The 16,981-nt window shown below is 65.4% G+C and carries 17 protein-coding genes and 1 pseudogene; 5 read left to right on the forward strand and 13 right to left on the reverse strand.

The features are described from left to right. Positions 1-19: 19 nt before the first annotated feature. The 5 genes from G6N67_RS36095 to G6N67_RS36115 all read right to left on the reverse strand — a co-directional run bounded on the left by G6N67_RS36095 (position 20) and on the right by G6N67_RS36115 (position 3,776). Positions 20-367, reverse strand: coding sequence for a VOC family protein (locus tag G6N67_RS36095; protein WP_036438911.1), 348 nt, complete (start codon positions 365-367; stop codon positions 20-22). After that, positions 364-1,704, reverse strand: a complete 1,341-nt coding sequence (locus tag G6N67_RS36100; RefSeq protein ID WP_036438907.1) for an AAA family ATPase — start codon at positions 1,702-1,704, stop codon at positions 364-366. The genes G6N67_RS36095 and G6N67_RS36100 overlap by 4 nt, the downstream gene beginning before the upstream one ends. Positions 1,705-2,248: 544 nt before the next feature. Next, positions 2,249-2,866 carry a hypothetical protein gene (locus G6N67_RS39775; protein ID WP_407663299.1) on the reverse strand — a complete coding sequence of 206 codons (618 nt, stop codon included), beginning with the start codon at positions 2,864-2,866 and terminating at the stop codon, positions 2,249-2,251. Continuing rightward, positions 2,866-3,345 carry a hypothetical protein gene (locus G6N67_RS36110; protein ID WP_051579132.1) on the reverse strand — a complete coding sequence of 160 codons (480 nt, stop codon included), beginning with the start codon at positions 3,343-3,345 and terminating at the stop codon, positions 2,866-2,868. The genes G6N67_RS39775 and G6N67_RS36110 overlap by 1 nt, the downstream gene beginning before the upstream one ends. A gap of 53 nt (positions 3,346-3,398) precedes the next feature. Next, positions 3,399-3,776 carry a hypothetical protein gene (locus G6N67_RS36115; protein WP_131524809.1) on the reverse strand — a complete coding sequence of 126 codons (378 nt, stop codon included), beginning with the start codon at positions 3,774-3,776 and terminating at the stop codon, positions 3,399-3,401. Between the two features lie 317 nt (positions 3,777-4,093). Here G6N67_RS36115 and G6N67_RS36120 point away from each other — a divergent pair, with 317 nt between their 5' ends. Continuing rightward, on the forward strand, positions 4,094-4,231 hold the full coding sequence (locus G6N67_RS36120; RefSeq protein WP_163642432.1) for a hypothetical protein: 138 nt from the start codon (positions 4,094-4,096) through the stop codon (positions 4,229-4,231). Beyond that, positions 4,203-4,412: pseudogene (locus G6N67_RS39780) on the forward strand (helix-turn-helix domain-containing protein); the annotation flags it as partial. The gene G6N67_RS36120 and the pseudogene G6N67_RS39780, both read left to right, overlap by 29 nt. A 110-nt stretch (positions 4,413-4,522) precedes the next feature. On the opposite strand, the gene G6N67_RS39405 reads toward G6N67_RS39780, so the two are convergent. From G6N67_RS39405 to G6N67_RS36140, 4 genes are read right to left on the reverse strand one after another with little or no spacing between them, the layout of a single operon-like run. Then, on the reverse strand, positions 4,523-6,712 hold the full coding sequence (locus G6N67_RS39405; RefSeq protein ID WP_235684086.1) for a hypothetical protein: 2,190 nt from the start codon (positions 6,710-6,712) through the stop codon (positions 4,523-4,525). A gap of 29 nt (positions 6,713-6,741) precedes the next feature. Beyond that, the gene (locus G6N67_RS36130; RefSeq protein WP_163642434.1) at positions 6,742-7,068 is read right to left on the reverse strand and encodes a hypothetical protein; all 327 of its coding nucleotides are present in this window, start codon (positions 7,066-7,068) and stop codon (positions 6,742-6,744) included. Between the two features lie 2 nt (positions 7,069-7,070). Beyond that, entirely contained in the window at positions 7,071-7,445 is a 375-nt protein-coding gene (locus G6N67_RS36135; RefSeq protein WP_230022328.1) for a hypothetical protein, read from the reverse strand. Next, positions 7,445-7,660 (reverse strand): helix-turn-helix domain-containing protein, encoded by a 216-nt coding sequence (locus G6N67_RS36140; protein ID WP_036438900.1) that lies wholly within the window; start codon positions 7,658-7,660, stop codon positions 7,445-7,447. Before G6N67_RS36140 ends, G6N67_RS36135 begins: the two co-directional genes overlap by 1 nt. A gap of 219 nt (positions 7,661-7,879) precedes the next feature. Between G6N67_RS36140 and G6N67_RS36145 the strand changes: the two genes are divergently transcribed. Further along, positions 7,880-8,041 carry a hypothetical protein gene (locus tag G6N67_RS36145; protein WP_163642436.1) on the forward strand — a complete coding sequence of 54 codons (162 nt, stop codon included), beginning with the start codon at positions 7,880-7,882 and terminating at the stop codon, positions 8,039-8,041. 105 nt (positions 8,042-8,146) lie between these two features. Here G6N67_RS36145 and G6N67_RS36150 read toward each other — a convergent pair whose 3' ends face one another. The 3 genes from G6N67_RS36150 to G6N67_RS36160 form a co-directional block, all read right to left on the reverse strand. Further along, positions 8,147-8,440 (reverse strand): helix-turn-helix domain-containing protein, encoded by a 294-nt coding sequence (locus tag G6N67_RS36150; protein ID WP_036438898.1) that lies wholly within the window; start codon positions 8,438-8,440, stop codon positions 8,147-8,149. 207 nt (positions 8,441-8,647) lie between these two features. Continuing rightward, entirely contained in the window at positions 8,648-12,898 is a 4,251-nt protein-coding gene (locus G6N67_RS36155; protein ID WP_036438896.1) for an NACHT domain-containing protein, read from the reverse strand. Positions 12,899-12,900: 2 nt separating this feature from the next. Continuing rightward, positions 12,901-14,586 (reverse strand): esterase/lipase family protein, encoded by a 1,686-nt coding sequence (locus G6N67_RS36160; RefSeq protein WP_163642438.1) that lies wholly within the window; start codon positions 14,584-14,586, stop codon positions 12,901-12,903. A 536-nt stretch (positions 14,587-15,122) separates the two neighbouring features. On the opposite strand from G6N67_RS36160, the gene G6N67_RS36165 reads away from it, so the two are divergent. Then, positions 15,123-15,371: a hypothetical protein gene (locus G6N67_RS36165; RefSeq protein ID WP_036438892.1), complete on the forward strand. Its 249-nt coding sequence runs from the start codon at positions 15,123-15,125 to the stop codon at positions 15,369-15,371. Positions 15,372-15,723: 352 nt separating this feature from the next. Here G6N67_RS36165 and G6N67_RS36170 read toward each other — a convergent pair whose 3' ends face one another. Continuing rightward, positions 15,724-15,909, reverse strand: coding sequence for a hypothetical protein (locus tag G6N67_RS36170; protein ID WP_131524807.1), 186 nt, complete (start codon positions 15,907-15,909; stop codon positions 15,724-15,726). Between the two features lie 490 nt (positions 15,910-16,399). On the opposite strand from G6N67_RS36170, the gene G6N67_RS36175 reads away from it, so the two are divergent. Next, entirely contained in the window at positions 16,400-16,837 is a 438-nt protein-coding gene (locus tag G6N67_RS36175; protein ID WP_051579128.1) for a hypothetical protein, read from the forward strand. Positions 16,838-16,981 lie beyond the last annotated feature (144 nt).

Genomic DNA, 16,981 nt, shown 5'->3' on the forward strand with positions numbered 1-16,981 from the left:
CACCGAGAAATCCTCCGGCTCATCGACGAGGCGCTCGGGCAGGTCGGCTGAGCGCGATGGTGTTCCCGTTCGGATCCGACACCAGCACGACTCGGCCCCTTCGCCGCACCTCGAACCCCGCCGCCGTCAGCGCTGCGGCCACCGCGTCGATGTCGGCGACCTCGAACTCCAGCATCATCCGTGTGAACTCGCCGCGACCGGTCCGGTGCAGTTCCAGTGCCATCCCGCGGGATAGTTCCGCGACGAAGCACGTGAACGTTTCGAGTCGGTGCTCCTCCCGGAACTCGATGCCGAGCGCGGACTCGAACAAGCACCTCGCACGGTTGATGTCGCTCGCCGCATAGAACAGCGCCAGGGTGCGAATCACAGGTACTGCCCACTCGTCGGCACCTGCGCGCGGTACCGGCCCGAGCCGATCTCGGCGAGCAGCGAGGCCGTCGACACGGTGCCGTCACCGCTGAGCACGGCGCGGCGCACTATCTCGCGCAGATCCGATCCGGAGGTCTGCTCCGGCAGCTGGCCCGCCACGGCCACGGCATCCACCTCACCCGGTATTCCGTCGACGAGACCGCTGAGGATGCGGGCGGCGGCCGTGCGGTCGGGGTAGTTCACCACGACGATGCTGTCGAAGCGACCGGTCCGGATCGCCGCAGCGTCCAACGTCGCCGCGTCATTCGTCGATGCCAGGGTGAGGATGCGCGCATCGGGCCGAATATCCATCGCCTGCAGCAGTTCCGAGAGACCGCCGCTGCTTCCGTGGCCGCGATCTCGGCACCGCAGGTCCACGTCCTCCAGCACCAACAAAATGGGCCCGCCGAGCCGCTCCGCTTCCTCCACCACCGCGGTAAGCAGGTGCTGGCCGGCCTTGGCCTCGACGTAAATCACGGTGAACCCTGACTGCAGCAGTTCCCGTGCCACCACCGCCGACACGGCGCTCTTGCCGGTGCCGGGCGGACCGACGAGCAGGACTCCACGGCGGCATCCCAAGCCGTGAGCGTTGAGCAACTCGTGCTGGTCCCGTACCGCTGCGACACCCAGGTCCACCTCGCTCCACACTGCTTCCGGCACGACGATGTGGGTGCGGCTAAGCGGTGGCAGGTCGATGACGGTGAGAGTGAGCCCGCGACTGATGCTCGCGCGGACGGCGCGCCCACGGTACGGATTCAGCTCATCGGCACGGGCCATGATCTGATCCATCACATCCTGCGCCGCGGGCTGGTTCTGCCGCGCCGCGTACACCGTGATCGCCGGGTCATGGATGCTGCCGCTTCGGGTTTCGATCTTGACCACCACCGGTGCATTCGGGGCCAGGGTGGCGGTCGGGAACGCCGCACGCAGGCACTGCGGGTGGCGGCGGTGCTCGCCGTCCGCGACCTCGGTCCGCGTGTAGCTTGGCGGGCTGGCGTAATCGCCGGAACCCACCTCCGCATCGTGCGCCGCAATCATCTCCGCGAGAGCCAGGGCGGCAGTCACACGGGTCACGGCGTTCAGTTCGCATTCCTCGTCGACCAGGTCGGTCGGCGGAACCCCGAGGTGTCGCGCGGTGAACCGCTCCGCCGTCTCCGCCCGATGCGAATCAGCGGTCACACCGAGCAGCAGCTCGCCGAGCGCACGGAGAGCTGTGTGTTCGCCGTGGGCTGCCAGCCAGCCGCCGATGTCGGTGATCGGAACAAGGTCGTTGTCATTCACGGTGACAGGGCTCATCGCTCTCTCCCTCTGCAGTCCGGGCACCAGAATTCGCGGCGCCACGTCGTTTCGTTTTCCTGTACGCGACCGCATCGACCACACGTAAGGCGCAAGTCGTTCAGCGCGGCGAACACAGCGGCCCTGCCCGCCTCTGTCGTCGTTGTGAAAACCGCCTGTGGCCCACGCAAACTCGGCGACACCATCTGCACCCTGGCGCCGGGCTCGATCGCGTCGAGGTCCTGCACCAGCTGCTCTACACGTACCCGCCAGCCAGGTCGGTCACGAATGAAGACAGCGCCCTCGACGCCGGGGCACTGATCGCACAGTGTCTTCACCCACCCGCCGGGCAGGGTCCGCGCTCGGCCGGGGCGCCCGCAGTTTTCACACGTGACCGACGACCGTTCCTGTGCACGGTCGCAGGTGGCCTCTACCTCCGCGTTCCACAGATTGGTCTCGATTCGGAGCGTCCCGTACTTCTCGTACGTTGTGATCCGACTGACTCCGAGCAGCGCCAGTTCACGTCGCAAGCTGGCTTCGATGTCGGCCCAGCCTCTACTTACCGTCACGATTTCATCACCATGATCGAGCCTGGCTCATCGAGGATTCGGGCCACCACTGCATGCTGCTGATCGCTGAGCATGTCCTCGGTGAAGCCGTCCATCATCAGCGCCCACCAGACGGTCTTGTTGTTCGGGCAGTCGGGACAGCACCTCGGACTGATAACACCGAACACTCCCTGCTTCGGCGGGTAATCCCACCCTGCGTCGAAAGCCTCCGCTGGCGTGAGAATCTCGTCGCGGCCGCACACCTCGCAGATGTGCCGCAGCCGATCCGGCGTGACCACCGCACCGACTCGCCATTCGCCGCTGCTCGGCATGAACACGTCACCGGCCGGGCGATTGGCGTAGTGCGCCGCGTCGGGCACCGGCACCACATTGACCTCGCCGACCGTGACCGTCTCCCCCGCCCGCAGCGCCACGAGTTCGCTGCGGGTGACCGTGACGACACCGCCGGACGTGTCGGTGCTCGTGCGGTCGACGTCCTCGACGGCGCGCACCGTCCCCCGGCCGCACGGGGAGCCAATCGCACGAGCGCTCTGCGGGTCGTCGAGTTTGTCCAAGAGCGCGTTGAGGTTTCGCGACGTGAGCTCGAGGCGGCAGGCATCGGGGTCGTATCGCATCAGAGGTGCACCTCACACAGCGGCAGCACCGGTCCATCGGGGATCTCAGCCTCCGCACCGCACACGACGCACGTCATCAGCGACTTGTCCTCGGCGTCGGCGATCAGTGCCATGGCTGCGTTGTGCCGATCGACTCTGTTGCCCCGTACCTCCACATGCACCTCGCCGTCCCGGACGTCAACGGACTCGATCACGAGGTCTTCGTCCACCTCCACCAAGTCACGGATCAGCTGCGCGTAGATCAGCACCCACCCCGGCCAGGGGCACACTGGCCACCGATGCGCGGCCTGCGCATGGGCATCGCACTCGACCCGCATCCAGCCGTTGTCGCGACGGTGGAGCTGCCCCGGCGCTCCGCAGCGTTCACACGTCTCGGCTGACTGCCGCTCGGCGACGGCGATCCGCTCGCGCACCGCGGCGTCCAGCTCCGGGGCACTCGCTTCGGCCCACACTTCGAGGACACCGAACTTCTGCTTCACCTACCGCACAACGAGGTGCGGGTCGATGCGTTCCAGGTCGTCGCGGAGCGCGGTCAGGATCGCCGCCCAGCCGTCGTCAGGATCGATCGGCGGCCAGCCGGTGGGGGCGTCAGGTCGATCGGCGCGGTGGATTCGAGCTGTGCGGCCATGCGGAACCACCGCCGGCTACGCTCGTAGCCAGTGGTCGCGTCTGCCTCAGCACCGCTGATGCCCCACAGGGTGGGCGCCCAGACTTCGACCGCGGCATCGAGCGCGTCGGGCTCACCGAGCACCGCGCGGACGCCGGCAACCTCACCTGTGGACCAGGTGGTTTCGTACGGCTCCCAGCCGTGGTCACGGACCAGATGAGCGCGCTGCCGAAGGTCGGCGGCGAGTTCTTCCCGGCGCTCGTCGGTGGGCGGTTTCGATGGGCATGGAGTCAGATGATGCACCGGATCACCGACATGTCGCGACCGATTTCTGTCACGTCCCATGGCCGAATATTCAGTACCGCAATCGATTTCGCACACGATGCACATGCAACGCAACATGCAACAACGCGCCGACCAGCGGCGGAGTATGGCCTGATGCATGATCTCGGCTCGATGACATACAACTGCGCCGCGAACTAGATTGAGCCGCAATACTTTTCATATCCCGTCGTGTCGGACACCCGTGGCACGATTCGGACACGCACACAACTGGCACTCGCCCCGTCATCAGAGCCGGCGTCTCACACATCGCCGCGGCGGCAGAATTCTTGTCCACGATGTTCGACGCGCCAGTGATCATCACGGCGGCCAACACGGAGGTGGCCGCGCCCGCGCCGCACTCCGGATCCCTGCCCCGCTGCTGTGAGCTTGCTGCAGAATGCCTGCATGCCACGTCCACCGACACCACCAACTGAGGCCGACCGGGCGACCGGCAGCGTGCTCGCCGCTGCTCGAGAGGCCGCCGCGATGGACCTGCGGCAGGTCGAGGCGGCGACGGCTATCAGTAAGTCGGTGTTGTCACGTGTCGAGCAGGGCGAACGGCCCTGCCGAGTTCCCGAGCTGATCACGCTGGCCAAGGTTTTACGGGCTGGCGCCGTCGACGCTGATCAGGCGCATCGTGACGGAGACCGAACACAGCGACTGACCCGAAACAGTAGGAAGCCCCGCAACCGAATCGGTTGCGGGGCTTCCTTACGCGACCGGACCTACCGCACCGCACCAGGGTCGAGCCGCTGTCCGCCCGCCGTGCTGGGGCCGCCGACGCCGGTGCCGGTATCAGTCGCCGAGGCGTTTCCCGGACCGGTACCCGGAGCGCCCGGCTTCGGCACGCCGGGCGAACCAGCGGACTGCACGCCACCCGGAGCGGGAGGCATACCCGCCGGCGGCGGGTTACCGCTCATCGGACCCTGAGGAGCACCCGTCGCGCCCGGCACCTGGTGCTGTGCCCCGCCCTGGTTCTGCGGCGAGATCGGCCCCTGCGGTCCCTGCGGGTTCGTTACCGGCACCACACCGCCCGGCTGCTGACCCGATGCCGGCTGGCCCGCGTTCGCATCTTGCAACCGGAAGTAGCCGGCGCGGTCGCCCATCTCCTTCGGCAGCTCGTCCGCACCCACGACCTTGTACTCGCCGAGGTCGTAGAACTTGCCGTCGCCGAGCAACATGTACTTCTTCTCGCCGGCCACCATCACGTCACCGGGCTTGGCGTCCGACGGCGGCACCTGCTGACCGGGATCCTGGCCCGGCACCGGCGGCTTGAGTCCGGCCTCAGCCGCCGCGTCCGCCAGGCTCTTCGGATGCGTGGGGTCGGCCGCGGCGAGGAGCTGTGCCATCTTCGCCGTCTTAGGATCCGGGAAAGTCGCCTTCTGGCCCTTCACATCGACGTCAGTGTTCGGCTTCTCCTCTGCCTTTGCAGCGTGGGCGGCGTTCTGCTGCGCAGGAGTCGGTGCAGCGGCGGCCGGGGCGGCTGCGGGTGCGACTGCCGGCTTGGGCTCTGCGGCCGGGACGGCGGCCTTCTCCTGCGCAGCCTTGGTGTTGGTGAGCGGCTTCTTCTGCTCCTCCTTCTTCGCCTCCTCCTTCTCCTCGCGCTTCTCCCGCGGCTTCTTGTCCTCGACCAGCTTCTTCGGCTCGGACGTCGTCTGCGGCTTGGTCTGCGAGAGGGGCGTGCCTCCGCCCTGGTTGCCACCGAGACCGCAGTTGCCCAGCGGATTTCCACCACCGAGACCGCCACCGGTACCGAGCGGATTGCCGGCCGGCGTCTGAGTCTTGTTCAGCTGCTCCATCAGCTTCTTCAAGGCGTCGTCCGTCGCCTTCGGCGTCGGGGTCTCCGTCTTCGGCGTCGGGGTCTCCGTCTTCGGCGTGGTCTGCTGCGGCGCCGGGGTCGTCGCGGCGGGGGTGACCGCCGGAGTCGGGGTCGGCGTCGGCTTGGGGGTGGGGGTGGCCGCCGGAGCGGCGACGGTGCCCTCGGCGGTGTTGACCACCAAGGCGGGGGTTTCGCCGAACAGCTGGCCGAGCTTGGTTTCCGCTGCGTCGAGCTTCGCCTTGCCCTTCTCCAGCAAGGTGGTAGCGGTGATAGCGCCGGCCTGATCGCTGAGCTCTCCGTCGTTGGCAAGCTGCTTCCGGGCATCGACGTTCGCGCCGATGACCGCCTTGTACGCCTCGTCTGCACCGTCGCTGGCGGCCTTCAGCTCCGCGACGATGTCCTTGCTCTTGCCCTTCAACGCCGCCATCGCAGAGAGGCGCGGCTGCAGCTTCGTCCGCTGCTGCTGGAAGTACGACTCACCGGACTGCGTCATGGCCTTGTCGATCTCCAGGAACAAGCCGGCGACCCCGCCCAACCAGTCCGACAGAGCCTTCTCCACCTCGGGACCATCGAGGCGAAGAGCCTTGGGCGCGTTGGAATCCCACACCGATCCGGTAGAGCCGTCCTGGAAGGAGAACACGTTGCGCTGCGCCTCGGTGATGATCCGGTCGAGCGCCGCAACGCCGGACTCCTCCGCCGCACTGCCGGGGAGCATGTGCGTGTTGGTGTCGTCCGGCTTGTCCCACTGCCCGATCCGGTCCTCGCCCCAGGTTTTCCATGCCCACGATGCAGCCATCGCGACCCAACCAACAGGGCCGGGGATGATGCCGATCAGATCCAAGCAGCCCGCAACGATGCGGCCTTCCTTGAAGCTGTTGAACGCCTCGTATGCGGAGTACAACGAGCCGAGAACCGGGACCGCGCGCGACGCCATCTTCACCGCGCCGACCTTGGTGAAAAGTTCCCCCGCCGCCAGCTTGACGCCGTCGCGGGCCGACTGCTTCGCGGCGGCGACCGACTCCGCAGTGGCTCCCTCGGCCTTCACTGCGTCGCGGCCGGCCTTAGCTGCAGCCTTCGCGGCGGCGACGTTCTCCACGGCCTGCGGCGTGACGTTCCACTGTGCCTTCAGGAAGCCCTTTGCGCCCTGCCACGGCTCGGTCTTGATCTTGCCCAGTTCTTCCTTCGGGAAGCCGAGCCCGTTGCCGATCCGCTCGCCAGCAGTCGGCTTGGGGGGTCGGCGGGAGTATCCGGGGTCGGTGCGTCCGGGGCCGGGGTGGCGGTCTTCGGATCACCGCCACCGCCGGCGGGCTTCGGATCCGCCTTAGGCTCCGACTTGGGTTCGGTCTTCGGTTCGTCGTTCGGATCCGTCTTGAGATCCGGCTCGGGCTTGGCGTCCGGGTCGATGTCGTCGAACTCGACGTCGAGCGGCTCGTCCACCTTGGTTCCGGCCATAGTTACTTGCCTCCTTCGAGGGCGGAGATCGTTTCGAGCGTGATGGTCTTGGCGAGCGTCTGGAGTCCAGGCCCGGGCGTGTAGGTGCCGGCAACCGCGTCGAGCCGCTCATCGCGTTCGGCCAGCCGTCGGCCCATCGTGGCCACCGGGGTTCCGGCTGGCGGCGCCTTCTTGCGGCGGAGCATCGCGTCGAGTCCCGTCAGTGCCTCGTCGAGCTCCTGCTGCACCCGCACCCGCTGTGCCGCCGGGGACGGTTCACGGCCGGAGACGTTGAACTGCAGAAAATCGCCGCTGCTGGAGCAAGCGATCGCGGCAGCCGCCGCGTGCGCGTACAGCTGCTGCTCACGCGGGGTCGGATCGGTCATGCTGGCGGTCATCAGTTCTCCATTCCGAGTTGCGCCTTGTACGCGTCCAGGTCCGCGCGCGAGATCAGAATCTGGCGGCCGTCACGTGCGGTCGACGCGGCGAGCTCACCGCGATGCACCAGATCGCGGACGTGCTGCTGCGTCCGCTTGATCTCCACTGCCGCCGTTGCGGTGCCCACCCATTTGCTCGATGTCACGTCCCCGCTGGTGGAGGACTGCGAATTCATTTGCTTCACCATGCCTCCAGGTGTACTGGAGGTCGGCGAACTGCGCAACCGAAACCTCCAGTGCCCCTGTAGTTTTCACGTGAGCTCGACAGAGATAGTCAGGGGTGCAACGCTGTTCGCGGCACACCGCGCCCTACACGTCGGATCTACCTCCGGGGAGATACAGATGCCCCGACCCACCAACCGCGGCGGTCCACGCCGCAGAACGGAGCGACTCCAGTGTCCATCTACGACGGCGTCAACTGCGCCCTCCGATCCAACGGCCGCACCGGCGTGATCGTGTCCAACCTCGATGACGCGAACACCCTGGTGCGGTGGGACGACGGAGGCAACGACGACACCGTCGCGTTCGAGTCGCTGGAGATCCTGTCGGGCGACTGACCTCACTCCGACACGACGCAGCCCCGCAACCGGATTCGGTTGCGGGGCTGTGGTTTGCGGCCACGGCGAGGTGGCCGGCGCCGGTAGCCGGGCCGACCTGCGACGTCAGCCCTCCCCCATGACCTGTTCCACGACACGGGCGCCGTACTCGCGTTCGTACCTGCGGCGTGCACCGCGCCGGCACCCGTCGATGATCTGCTGACGCTGATCGGCGTTGAGCGCCCGCACCTTTCGGTCCGCACCATCCCACTCCGCCGCGTACCGGTGCACGGTGCTGAGGCTGATCCCGAACTCCTCAGCGAGCTGATCCGGCGGGATCCCGTCGTGCACGGCGAGGGCGATGTCGCGGCGGATGCTGCTGTTCTGGATGGCGTGTTGGAAGGGTTGGCGGCTGGTCATTCCACCGCGGTACCACGCTCGGCGGGCAGGAGTCGGCGCAGGGCGCGGTTACAGCGGCGGCGTTACGACAAGGCTGTCGGGTCCGACAGCCTTGTCGCCCAGAGGCATTCTCTCTGCCAGCCCCTCCGCCGACGTACGTTACGGGCGAGACATCACCAGCCTGCGACATGATTCACGTCGGGTTCCCGCCGGAGGGAATCCTGTCGCCTAATCGCGGCCGAAGGCGAAAGAGACTACGCCGCCCTGGACCGCCGCCAGCACTGCTGCGCCGTGGGCCGAGACCGATGAGATGGGCTGACCGAACTCAACGACACGGAGAGGTCCGCGAAACGCGTCATTCGACTTGGCCAACGCACCGTAGGCCCCGCCCACAACAAGAACCCGACGACCAGCCTCAGGCGCAAGTGCCTGGATAGCCGAAATTGGCTGGCGGAGATTCATCGATCTCGGTGATGTTCCGCTTTCGACGTTAAGACCGTCCTTACCGGTCCACAGCTGCGGAAGGATGTGTACTTGCCCGTCATCTGCTCCAGAGACGAGCCCCACGCCGCGGCCGTTCGCGTATAGGCAGGACACCCTCGCGGACCCGTCGAACGTACCCTCGGTGCGCCGCACGTCTGCTGTGCGCCTCAGGGGCAAAGGGACCGAAAACGTATAGACCTTTGTGTCGGTTACGACAACGACCGCGGCAAGGTCGCCGTATGGTCGCACCACCTTCACATTCGTTACATGTGACGCCGGAAACTGCATCTCCGCTACAAGGTCGATCTGACGAGTCTGACGCCACAGCGCCACGACACCACCCGAGGTCGCGGCCGCCACGAATTCGGCGGTTGGGTCGACGTCGACCACGACTCTGTCCGAGAAGTGCGCAACAAACTCCTGTTTCACCGGGCGCTCGAGGTTGTTCTGTCGCCACAGGTGCACTTGCCCTGACGCCGCGCTGGCGGCGATCAACGCCCGGCCGGGATTGTCCACTGACGAGCTGAGATTCACGGCTGTGGATCCCAAGGAGAATTCTCTGATAGTTCGAGCACTGGAACCATCAACAAACTGCAACGTGCCCCCCTGGCGGGCCACTACGGCCAGAGTGTTCCCACCGCCTGCACCAACTGCCAACACCCGCTGAGCATGTCCGCCGTGGGCAGACTTGCGATCGCCCACCGAGTACGGATCCCATATCCGAACGGTTCGGTCCGAGCCTCCGGATGCGACTACTGCGCGCCCGTCTTCGCGATCGATGACACGGAGAGCGGTCGAGGCGCCACCATGAGACGCCACAATCTGGTCCGCCCGGTCGCCATCGACGACACGCAGGACAAGCGAGTCCGGCCGGTCAATGACGCACACATCCGTCAGTCCCAGCGGAGATGAGGAGACATCGCCCAATCGGACGACTTCGCCGGGCTCGACGGGGAATTCGGCCCGAGGCCGTGAACCCGGCGCCCATCGCTGCACCTGTCCTTGTGAGAGCAGCAGCCGGAACCCGCCCTGAGCATCCTGTATGAACCGGATCGACATCAGGGCGGCTGGCAATTCAACGAATCGAGGCACGGTGAGTTTCAGGCCACGACGGGCAGTCTGGAGGTTCAGTTCGACGAAGCCAGCGGGCTCGGCGTTAGATCCGGAAGAGTTCGCTTCGCCCGCCGTTCCGATCACGATTGTCCTCGTACCAGTTACGTCGTCACTGACAGCGACGGCCGACCCCAGACGCCGGATCGATGGTCGAGATGCGCAGAGATCCTTGCCGGTGTGAACGTCAACGACGCGGATCCTGTGCTCCGACACCACGACCACAGCCGACACGTTGTCACGGGGCGATACTGCGACCATGGATATCGCCGCTGCATTTACGGCGGCGGGCTTGGGCGCCAGCCAATTCCCGGGCCTGCGGGCAGTAGGTGGATCTCCGTCGGGGTCTGGCCACAGCACGTGCAGGGTCTTCGCAGACCACGCCGTGATGCCCCCGGTTGAGTCGGCGCCAAGCACCACCAACCCATGCGCGGTATCAGCAACCGAGCAGAGGGAAGTGACTGAGCGCTGCAGGCCTTCGAACTCCGTCACCAACCCCCCGGACGCCAGGTTCCACAGATAGACACTTCCCCGGTTCGTTCCCACGAGCACCCCGGATTCATCCGGCCCTAGGCGAGCGTCTTCTATGGCAGTCACCTGGCCTGGATGACCGGTCAGGCTGAGGAAAAGCGGTTGCCGGACAATGTCACGAGCCCAGTGCAATCGTGGACTCTCGTGAGGAGCCTCCCCTGCCCGACCTTTCGGGTATCCTCCTTCCCGCATCGCCTGTGCCCATCCTTCAACGGCACGAGAACCGCCGAACTCAGCATCGATGTGGTGGCGCAACACCAGTTCTTCAACTCCGCTGGGCATGTTGGCCCTTCCGAACAAGTCCCTCATCGCATCCTCGACGACGCGCGACGATTCGAGTCGCGGCCATACCGACGGTTTGATGCGGTCGATCTCCCACCAGCCCCTACGGTGAGAACCCTTCGCGTGCAAGGTCGCTGCGTGACGGTAGTAGGCGTTGGGTTCCGCTGCCCCGACGTGCGTCGCGCACAATCTCGCGAGGATGACGTGGTAGTCGGCAGTGACGCCCCCCAATGTGCTCAGCAGGTGATCGCGAAGCAACGAGTGGGCGGGCCGATAGACCGTCTGGTCGAACTCGATATCGATGCGCAGGTAGGGTTCGGCGGCGCGGAGGAAGGCGGCGAGGGCGTCGTGGTCCAAGCCCTCATCGCTCGCCGCTACCTCGCGCGCCATGATTAGCCAGACGTCGTCAGCCAGCGGCAGCCCGCGGCCCTGAGAAAGGGCGCACGCCTGGAAGATTGGAATGAACGCGGGGTTCAGTCGCTTAAGGCGGCCAAGCATTACGTCGAACAATCCCGGCAACTCGAGTTGAAGGAGCTCGCCGAGTAGCTCTGGGTCGAGGTAGTCCGGTTCGGCCAGGATCTCGTCTACCAAGAGACGGGCGTGGAGGAAGTTCTTCGCGGCCACGTGCGAGGGGTCCGGTATCACGAGCCCGTCGCTCGGCTGCGCCAACCTCTTCTGGATGTACCTGACGATCGCACCCTCGTCCTCCTGCATGGTGATCGTCAGGGTCTTCCCGGTGGGAGCGGCGTCGGCGATAGCCTGAACGAGGTTCGGATGAACGAATGAGAGGTACTGCCGACCCTCGTTCGGGGTATCTCGGCAGGCGACAAGAACTTTCGCCTGGCATCGTGCGCTGAGTGTACCGATGAAGCGGGCACCCTCGATAGGTTCCTGCATCTCGTCGATTCCATCGATGATGAACAGGACCAATTCGTCCATGGAGGCGACTCGCGCCGCTACGCGTTCGACGGATCTGTCGGTATCGGCATCGGTGTCGGCAGACTCACCCAACCCCTCCAAGATGCGGTCGAGCAGGTGACGCGTCGTCAACCCGGAGGCGTTGATGGAAATGACCGTGTTCGGTGTGCCCAGGTCTGTCCACGAGTCGACTGCCGTCATCAGGCGTGCCTGAACCAAAGCTTCACACAGGTCAGGTCGAGACCGGGTGACGATGTCTCCGAGGAACGCCGACTTCCCTTGGCCCGCCTCCCCTCGAACGATGCAGATCGGCGCGTCGTCCGTGTCGAGCCACGACCTTACAGCTCGGCGCTCCTCGGCGCGTCCCTCGAAGTTCCAGGTCAGTTCCCCAGACCCTGCAGACTGCGCCTTGGCAACAAAGTGCTGACGCTCGTCGGGGGGAAGGGCATCAACGACTGCTCTGAGTTGACGATGAACGTCGAGAGTCTGACCTGCCGGGAGTTGTGTTGTTCTCGTGAGGGTTGCCCGGCCGACATGTAAAAGTTCGTACGCAACGCCTGTCGAAAGCCGAAGTTCGAACTCGTACGCGATTTTCGCGAGAGGGACCTCGGCGTCGGCGCCGCATACGTCGTCAATGACTTCTTTAAGGACACTTAGCACGCTCCCGGGGGAGGTCACCTCTTTCGACGAAAAAAGGATGAGCGTCGGACACATGTACTGCTGTGACTTTTCACGGAGGCACTCCTTCAGCGCCCGAACGAACGCATCGATGCGGCATGCCTCGATGATCAGCACGACCCACTTCGTGTTGCCATCTAGCTTGGCGAGACCGTCTGCCAGAGGGCCATGTAAGAGCCCGTCGTGCGTATCCTCCCTCGCGCTCGCCGAATGGAGGAGTCGTCCCGGCGATTGCGGTGTGCCCGGCCCGGCGCCGTGTCCGAGCCAGTAGACCACCGTCCCGGTGGTGGAGTAATTCCACGTCTTCACTGCAGCATTCAGTTCAGCCGCGCTGACCCGCCCCCGCAGTGGTTCCTCTCGCTCAATCCCGAATGATGCGAACATCTCCGCCACCGCGGCGGCGTAGTCTTCGCTTTCGCTGAAGGTGATGTCCTCGTAGTTGTCGTACTTAGTCACAAGGACCGCGTTCACCCCCATGCTTACTCCGAGAGGACCATGTACGAGGTCTCGACCGGTGTTCCGTGCCCATCGTCAACCCGCACCGTGAAGATTCCCTCCTCCTCCGTGGCTGCCGGAGCGAAGCTCCGACCATCGCGTGCCACGAAACGCGGCCGCACCACGACCTGACCTTCCTCATCGAGAATCGCGACACGCACGTCTGCACCGAACTCCGCGCCGACGATCTCCAACTCGGCGTCGGCGCCAGTGCGGATCAGTTGCGGAGCCGCGACGCCGAGTTCGGATCCGCCCGCAAGAAACGTCGGTTCGTCGGTGTTCTTGACGAAGTGCGTGGCAACCTCCACGCCTTCAGCGGCGTACGACAGTAGGCCGTGCCCCAGGAACTGGTACGACTGCGACACGTGTCCCGGGAACGCCGCCGAGAATGTGGGGACCGTTCCGTCGCCTAGCGGCTCAACGGTGACGAGTTCGCCAGCAGCACTGCGTTCGAACCCGACGCCGTCCCGGACGTAAGCTTCTTTCTGCGGATGGATAACTCCGTCGGTGATGCACGCCGAGGCGGAGGTTGGTTGGCCGATTCCGATGACATCGAGGACTTCCCCTGCGCGGTTCGTCGCCCTGTCTGCGTACGCCGCGGTGGCGTCGGTGTACAGACTGCAGCTTCCTCCGATCGACTCGATGAGTGCGCGGTCAACGGGATGCGGATCCTCGCGCGTTGTCGGTGCTGGGGCCATACAGTTCCACCACGGCAGCAGGTCGTACATGGACGGCAGCGTCACAGTGAGATTGCGCACGGCCGATTCGGAAAACGGCAGCTTGTTGAGCACCCCCGCCGACATCGCGTTGAGACTCAGGATGCTTCCGTGCCACGGGGTGCCCAAGGCGATGATCCGATCGACACCGACGCGTTCGGCAGCGTGCTGTGCGACGAGCCCGCCCATCGAATGGGCGACGATCACAACGTTCGCAGCTGCCTTGGGGTACGCGGCACGATGCGCGCGGGCAGCGGGATGATTGCTCCACTTGTCGGCGTGCTGTTCGATGTGCCGCGCCAAGAGGGCGCCGTTGTAAGCGACGGGAAGTCGCCAGTCATAAGGGAAGGCCGTCACCGCGTCGGGATGCACTGAATCGCCCCGAAGTCGATTAACAAGAGCGTGGTAGGGATTCATCTTGCCGAACTTCGCCAGGAATGCCGGGCTGGAGAGAAGGTTCGTCGCGGTGATCCGCCCATAGTCGCCGTCGCGTTCGTGCTGCGTCAGGGCGAGGGATCGGAACTGGTTGCTTTTCCAGACGTCGAAGTACCAGCGTAGCGATTTAAACCCCCACACCGTCTGGTCACCTTCTTTGAGTTCCGATCCCATGATTCCGGGGACGACGATCACGGCTGCCGCAGACTTCGTCCGCATGGTCTCGTTTCCCAGTGAATTCACGCCAGCGAGAGTACGGCCGCTTCCGACCCGCGGTCCCCGCATTGGCGAATTTTCATCCCCAGATGAAGTCGCAAAAGCCTGCCGATAGCAACGAAATGGGGAGGTAATTTGAGAACGCTCATTAGGGGCAGCTATCGAGAATCCCGCTTGGCGTTCAGCCTGGGCAACAACCGTTAATCGATCTGTGCGCTGCGAGCCCCCCGGCGCGGTGGCAGCGATGTCGCGGCGGGCGGAGGGGCTGGCGATGGCGTGGGTGAAGGGCTGCGAGGTGCTCATGGCGCCCGTGTACACCCGCGGCATCCGAGACCTGTTGCGCGACAAGAAACTAGTGGTCGACGCCACTTCGGGTCCACAGTGTGGCCCTACTCGTCCTCCAGCTTGTCGTACTCATCGAGATGCTTCAAGGCGCTCGGCAGAATCCGGACCTTGTCCGGCGGGATGCCCATCTCGGCTCGAGGCGCGATCCGAAGCTCTCCGCGGGCCTCCCGCTCCCACAGTTCCCGCTGTTCCTCCGGGGGAGTGTGGCGACGTGCTCCGCGGCGATCTGCAGGGAGCCGGGCACCGCTCGGATCGGCTTCGGCTCCAGGTGCACATCCGGGCAGTCAGCCATGCAGCACCCGCACTGCGAGTACCGCTTGTGGTCCAGCGTGTCCGCGTCGTCGTGCCACAACGGCGGGTTGTCGCAGCGACCGTCGGCGGTCGCGAAGTGCTCGTCGGGGCAGTCGCACAACTCGGTCATGCTCGGAGCATCGCACCCGGGACCGACATGTCTCGCCTGCGTAACTGTCGGCACGGCGACGTAGGTTCCGCTCGTGGGCATCACCCGTCATCCCGTCCGCATCCGTTTGAGCACCCGGATCGCCGGCCCCGACGATCACATCACTGTGCCGGGGATGACGTTGTGGACCGTCGAGTACACGGTGACCGAGCGCGGCCGAGAGACCTCCTTCGTGACCGATCACGTGGCGGAGGCTGCGGCGCGGCGCATGGTGCGGAACCTGCTGGCGGAGCTGGCGCCGGGGCTGGACCCCGAGGATGCGTTCACCGATCGGACGCGCTGACCGACGGCATTCGGCGGCCCGACAGTGCAAGTGCCACTTGAGATTCGGGCGGCCGGTAACATATACACCCGCATGTAACTATTTGTCAGCGTGGATGTAAGAGTTGTGATAGCGGCTGTAAAAATTACGCCACCGCTGTGACCTGCATTGACGCGAAGCAGGTGACACGTAGCGATTCATCGCAACAATCGTTACATCCACGCTGGCAAAAACTTACATCCTACGAATGCTGTGATAGAGGGAGTGGCACTCGCTCCGTCGCATGGGCGTCCTGGGACAGCCCGGGCTGCCATGGGAGCGGAAGCCGGGGCTGTCGCGGTTCCGCACCATCGTGGCGGATCCAACGGAATGGTCAATCCCACCACCCGCCACCGTAGAGCCGGTACCGGCCGGCCTTTCGGTGGTCGATCACGTCCTCGTCCACTTCGCCGTCACCGCTGTTCGCGTCACGGATGAGTGACCGCGCGATCCGGCGCTGCGCCGCACGTTCGGCCGCGAACCAAGCACGACGATAGGGCTGGCGGCTGGGTGGTGCCATGTAACTACCGCGGTAGATCCGCTCCCACAGCGCAATCGCGGGTCGGTAGTGACACCCCGTGTCGAGGTGGTGTTTGTCGACCGGCCACTGGGGCAGATCGCACGTGACGCCGCCGGTCCGATGGCACCGGTAGCCGTGGCGAACAACGACATCGCCGCGGCGGTTGTTGCACCGCACCCACACGGGGTCGGTTTTGTCCCGTCTTGGACATTCGGATTTCTCGCTTCTGGCGAGCTGCCCGCAGCCTCCGAACGGCTGCGTGGGAGAGCAGCCGCATCTACGTCTCGGGCATGGCGATGTCCTTTCGGCCGGCTGAGCAGAGCCGCACAACATAGCACGAGGCGCTGGGCACCGTCGGGCATTCCGCGAGCACGTCATGAACCGCACCGGTGACACCGACTTCGTCAGCGAGCACTGGCAAGCTGACCCCGGACGCAGAGTTCGGTCCTCCCGACTCGGAGGCCGCCCACCAGCTAAGAAGGAGGTTGCGATGTCCGGCCAGGCGGTCAATCACGAACCGGTAGACGCAGACGTAGCTTCGATCCGTTTCGAGGTGCAGGGTCTACCGCCGTTGAAGAACGAGGCGCTCTCCGTCTTCAACGCGAAGCATGGGCAGGCAGACAGAATCCGCGCCCTCCTTCTGGCCGCACAGCATGCGTGCCAGGAGCACGGGTTCGCTCCGATCGTGACGGGCGGCGTGGCACTGGATGTGGTCACCCGCTCGCCGGGTGGAGATGCGACCAACATCCTCGGCGGGATCGCGGATGTCTTGGAGAACAAGCCCGTTCGGGCTCACAGGGCTTCGATCGATCACCTGGGTGACCTCGCTACCGTCTGGCTGTACCAGGACGACAAGCAGATCAAGCAGGTCACTTACCGCGAGGAGCCCGGCGAGTCGAGCTACACGGTGAAGGTACGCGCACTCTGAGTGCGCCGCGGTCTAGAGGTCGAAGGCGGCGAAGAAGCGGACTGCGGCCTTCTTGTCGGGAGTCAGTCGTTGACGGTAGAAGTTCCACATCAGAGTCAAGGCCGTGGAGGATGCTGCGCCTGCTACCGCAATGGCGGCGGTTGG

Source organism: Mycolicibacterium mageritense (genome assembly GCF_010727475.1).
Classification (GTDB): domain Bacteria; phylum Actinomycetota; class Actinomycetes; order Mycobacteriales; family Mycobacteriaceae; genus Mycobacterium; species Mycobacterium mageritense.

Coding starts and splice junctions, on each gene's coding strand:
- G6N67_RS39775 (WP_407663299.1), bottom strand. CDS start 2,866: ATGCGATACGACCCCGATGCCTGCCGCCTCGAGCTCACGTCGCGAAAC.
- G6N67_RS36160 (WP_163642438.1), bottom strand. CDS start 14,586: ATGAGCACCTCGCAGCCCTTCACCCACGCCATCGCCAGCCCCTCCGCC.
- G6N67_RS36175 (WP_051579128.1), top strand. CDS start 16,400: ATGTCCGGCCAGGCGGTCAATCACGAACCGGTAGACGCAGACGTAGCT.
- G6N67_RS36170 (WP_131524807.1), bottom strand. CDS start 15,909: ATGGCACCACCCAGCCGCCAGCCCTATCGTCGTGCTTGGTTCGCGGCC.
- G6N67_RS36140 (WP_036438900.1), bottom strand. CDS start 7,660: ATGAATTCGCAGTCCTCCACCAGCGGGGACGTGACATCGAGCAAATGG.
- G6N67_RS36150 (WP_036438898.1), bottom strand. CDS start 8,440: ATGACCAGCCGCCAACCCTTCCAACACGCCATCCAGAACAGCAGCATC.
- G6N67_RS36130 (WP_163642434.1), bottom strand. CDS start 7,068: ATGGCCGGAACCAAGGTGGACGAGCCGCTCGACGTCGAGTTCGACGAC.
- G6N67_RS36120 (WP_163642432.1), top strand. CDS start 4,094: ATGTTCGACGCGCCAGTGATCATCACGGCGGCCAACACGGAGGTGGCC.
- G6N67_RS36155 (WP_036438896.1), bottom strand. CDS start 12,898: ATGGGGGTGAACGCGGTCCTTGTGACTAAGTACGACAACTACGAGGAC.
- G6N67_RS36135 (WP_230022328.1), bottom strand. CDS start 7,445: ATGACCGCCAGCATGACCGATCCGACCCCGCGTGAGCAGCAGCTGTAC.
- G6N67_RS36100 (WP_036438907.1), bottom strand. CDS start 1,704: ATGAGCCCTGTCACCGTGAATGACAACGACCTTGTTCCGATCACCGAC.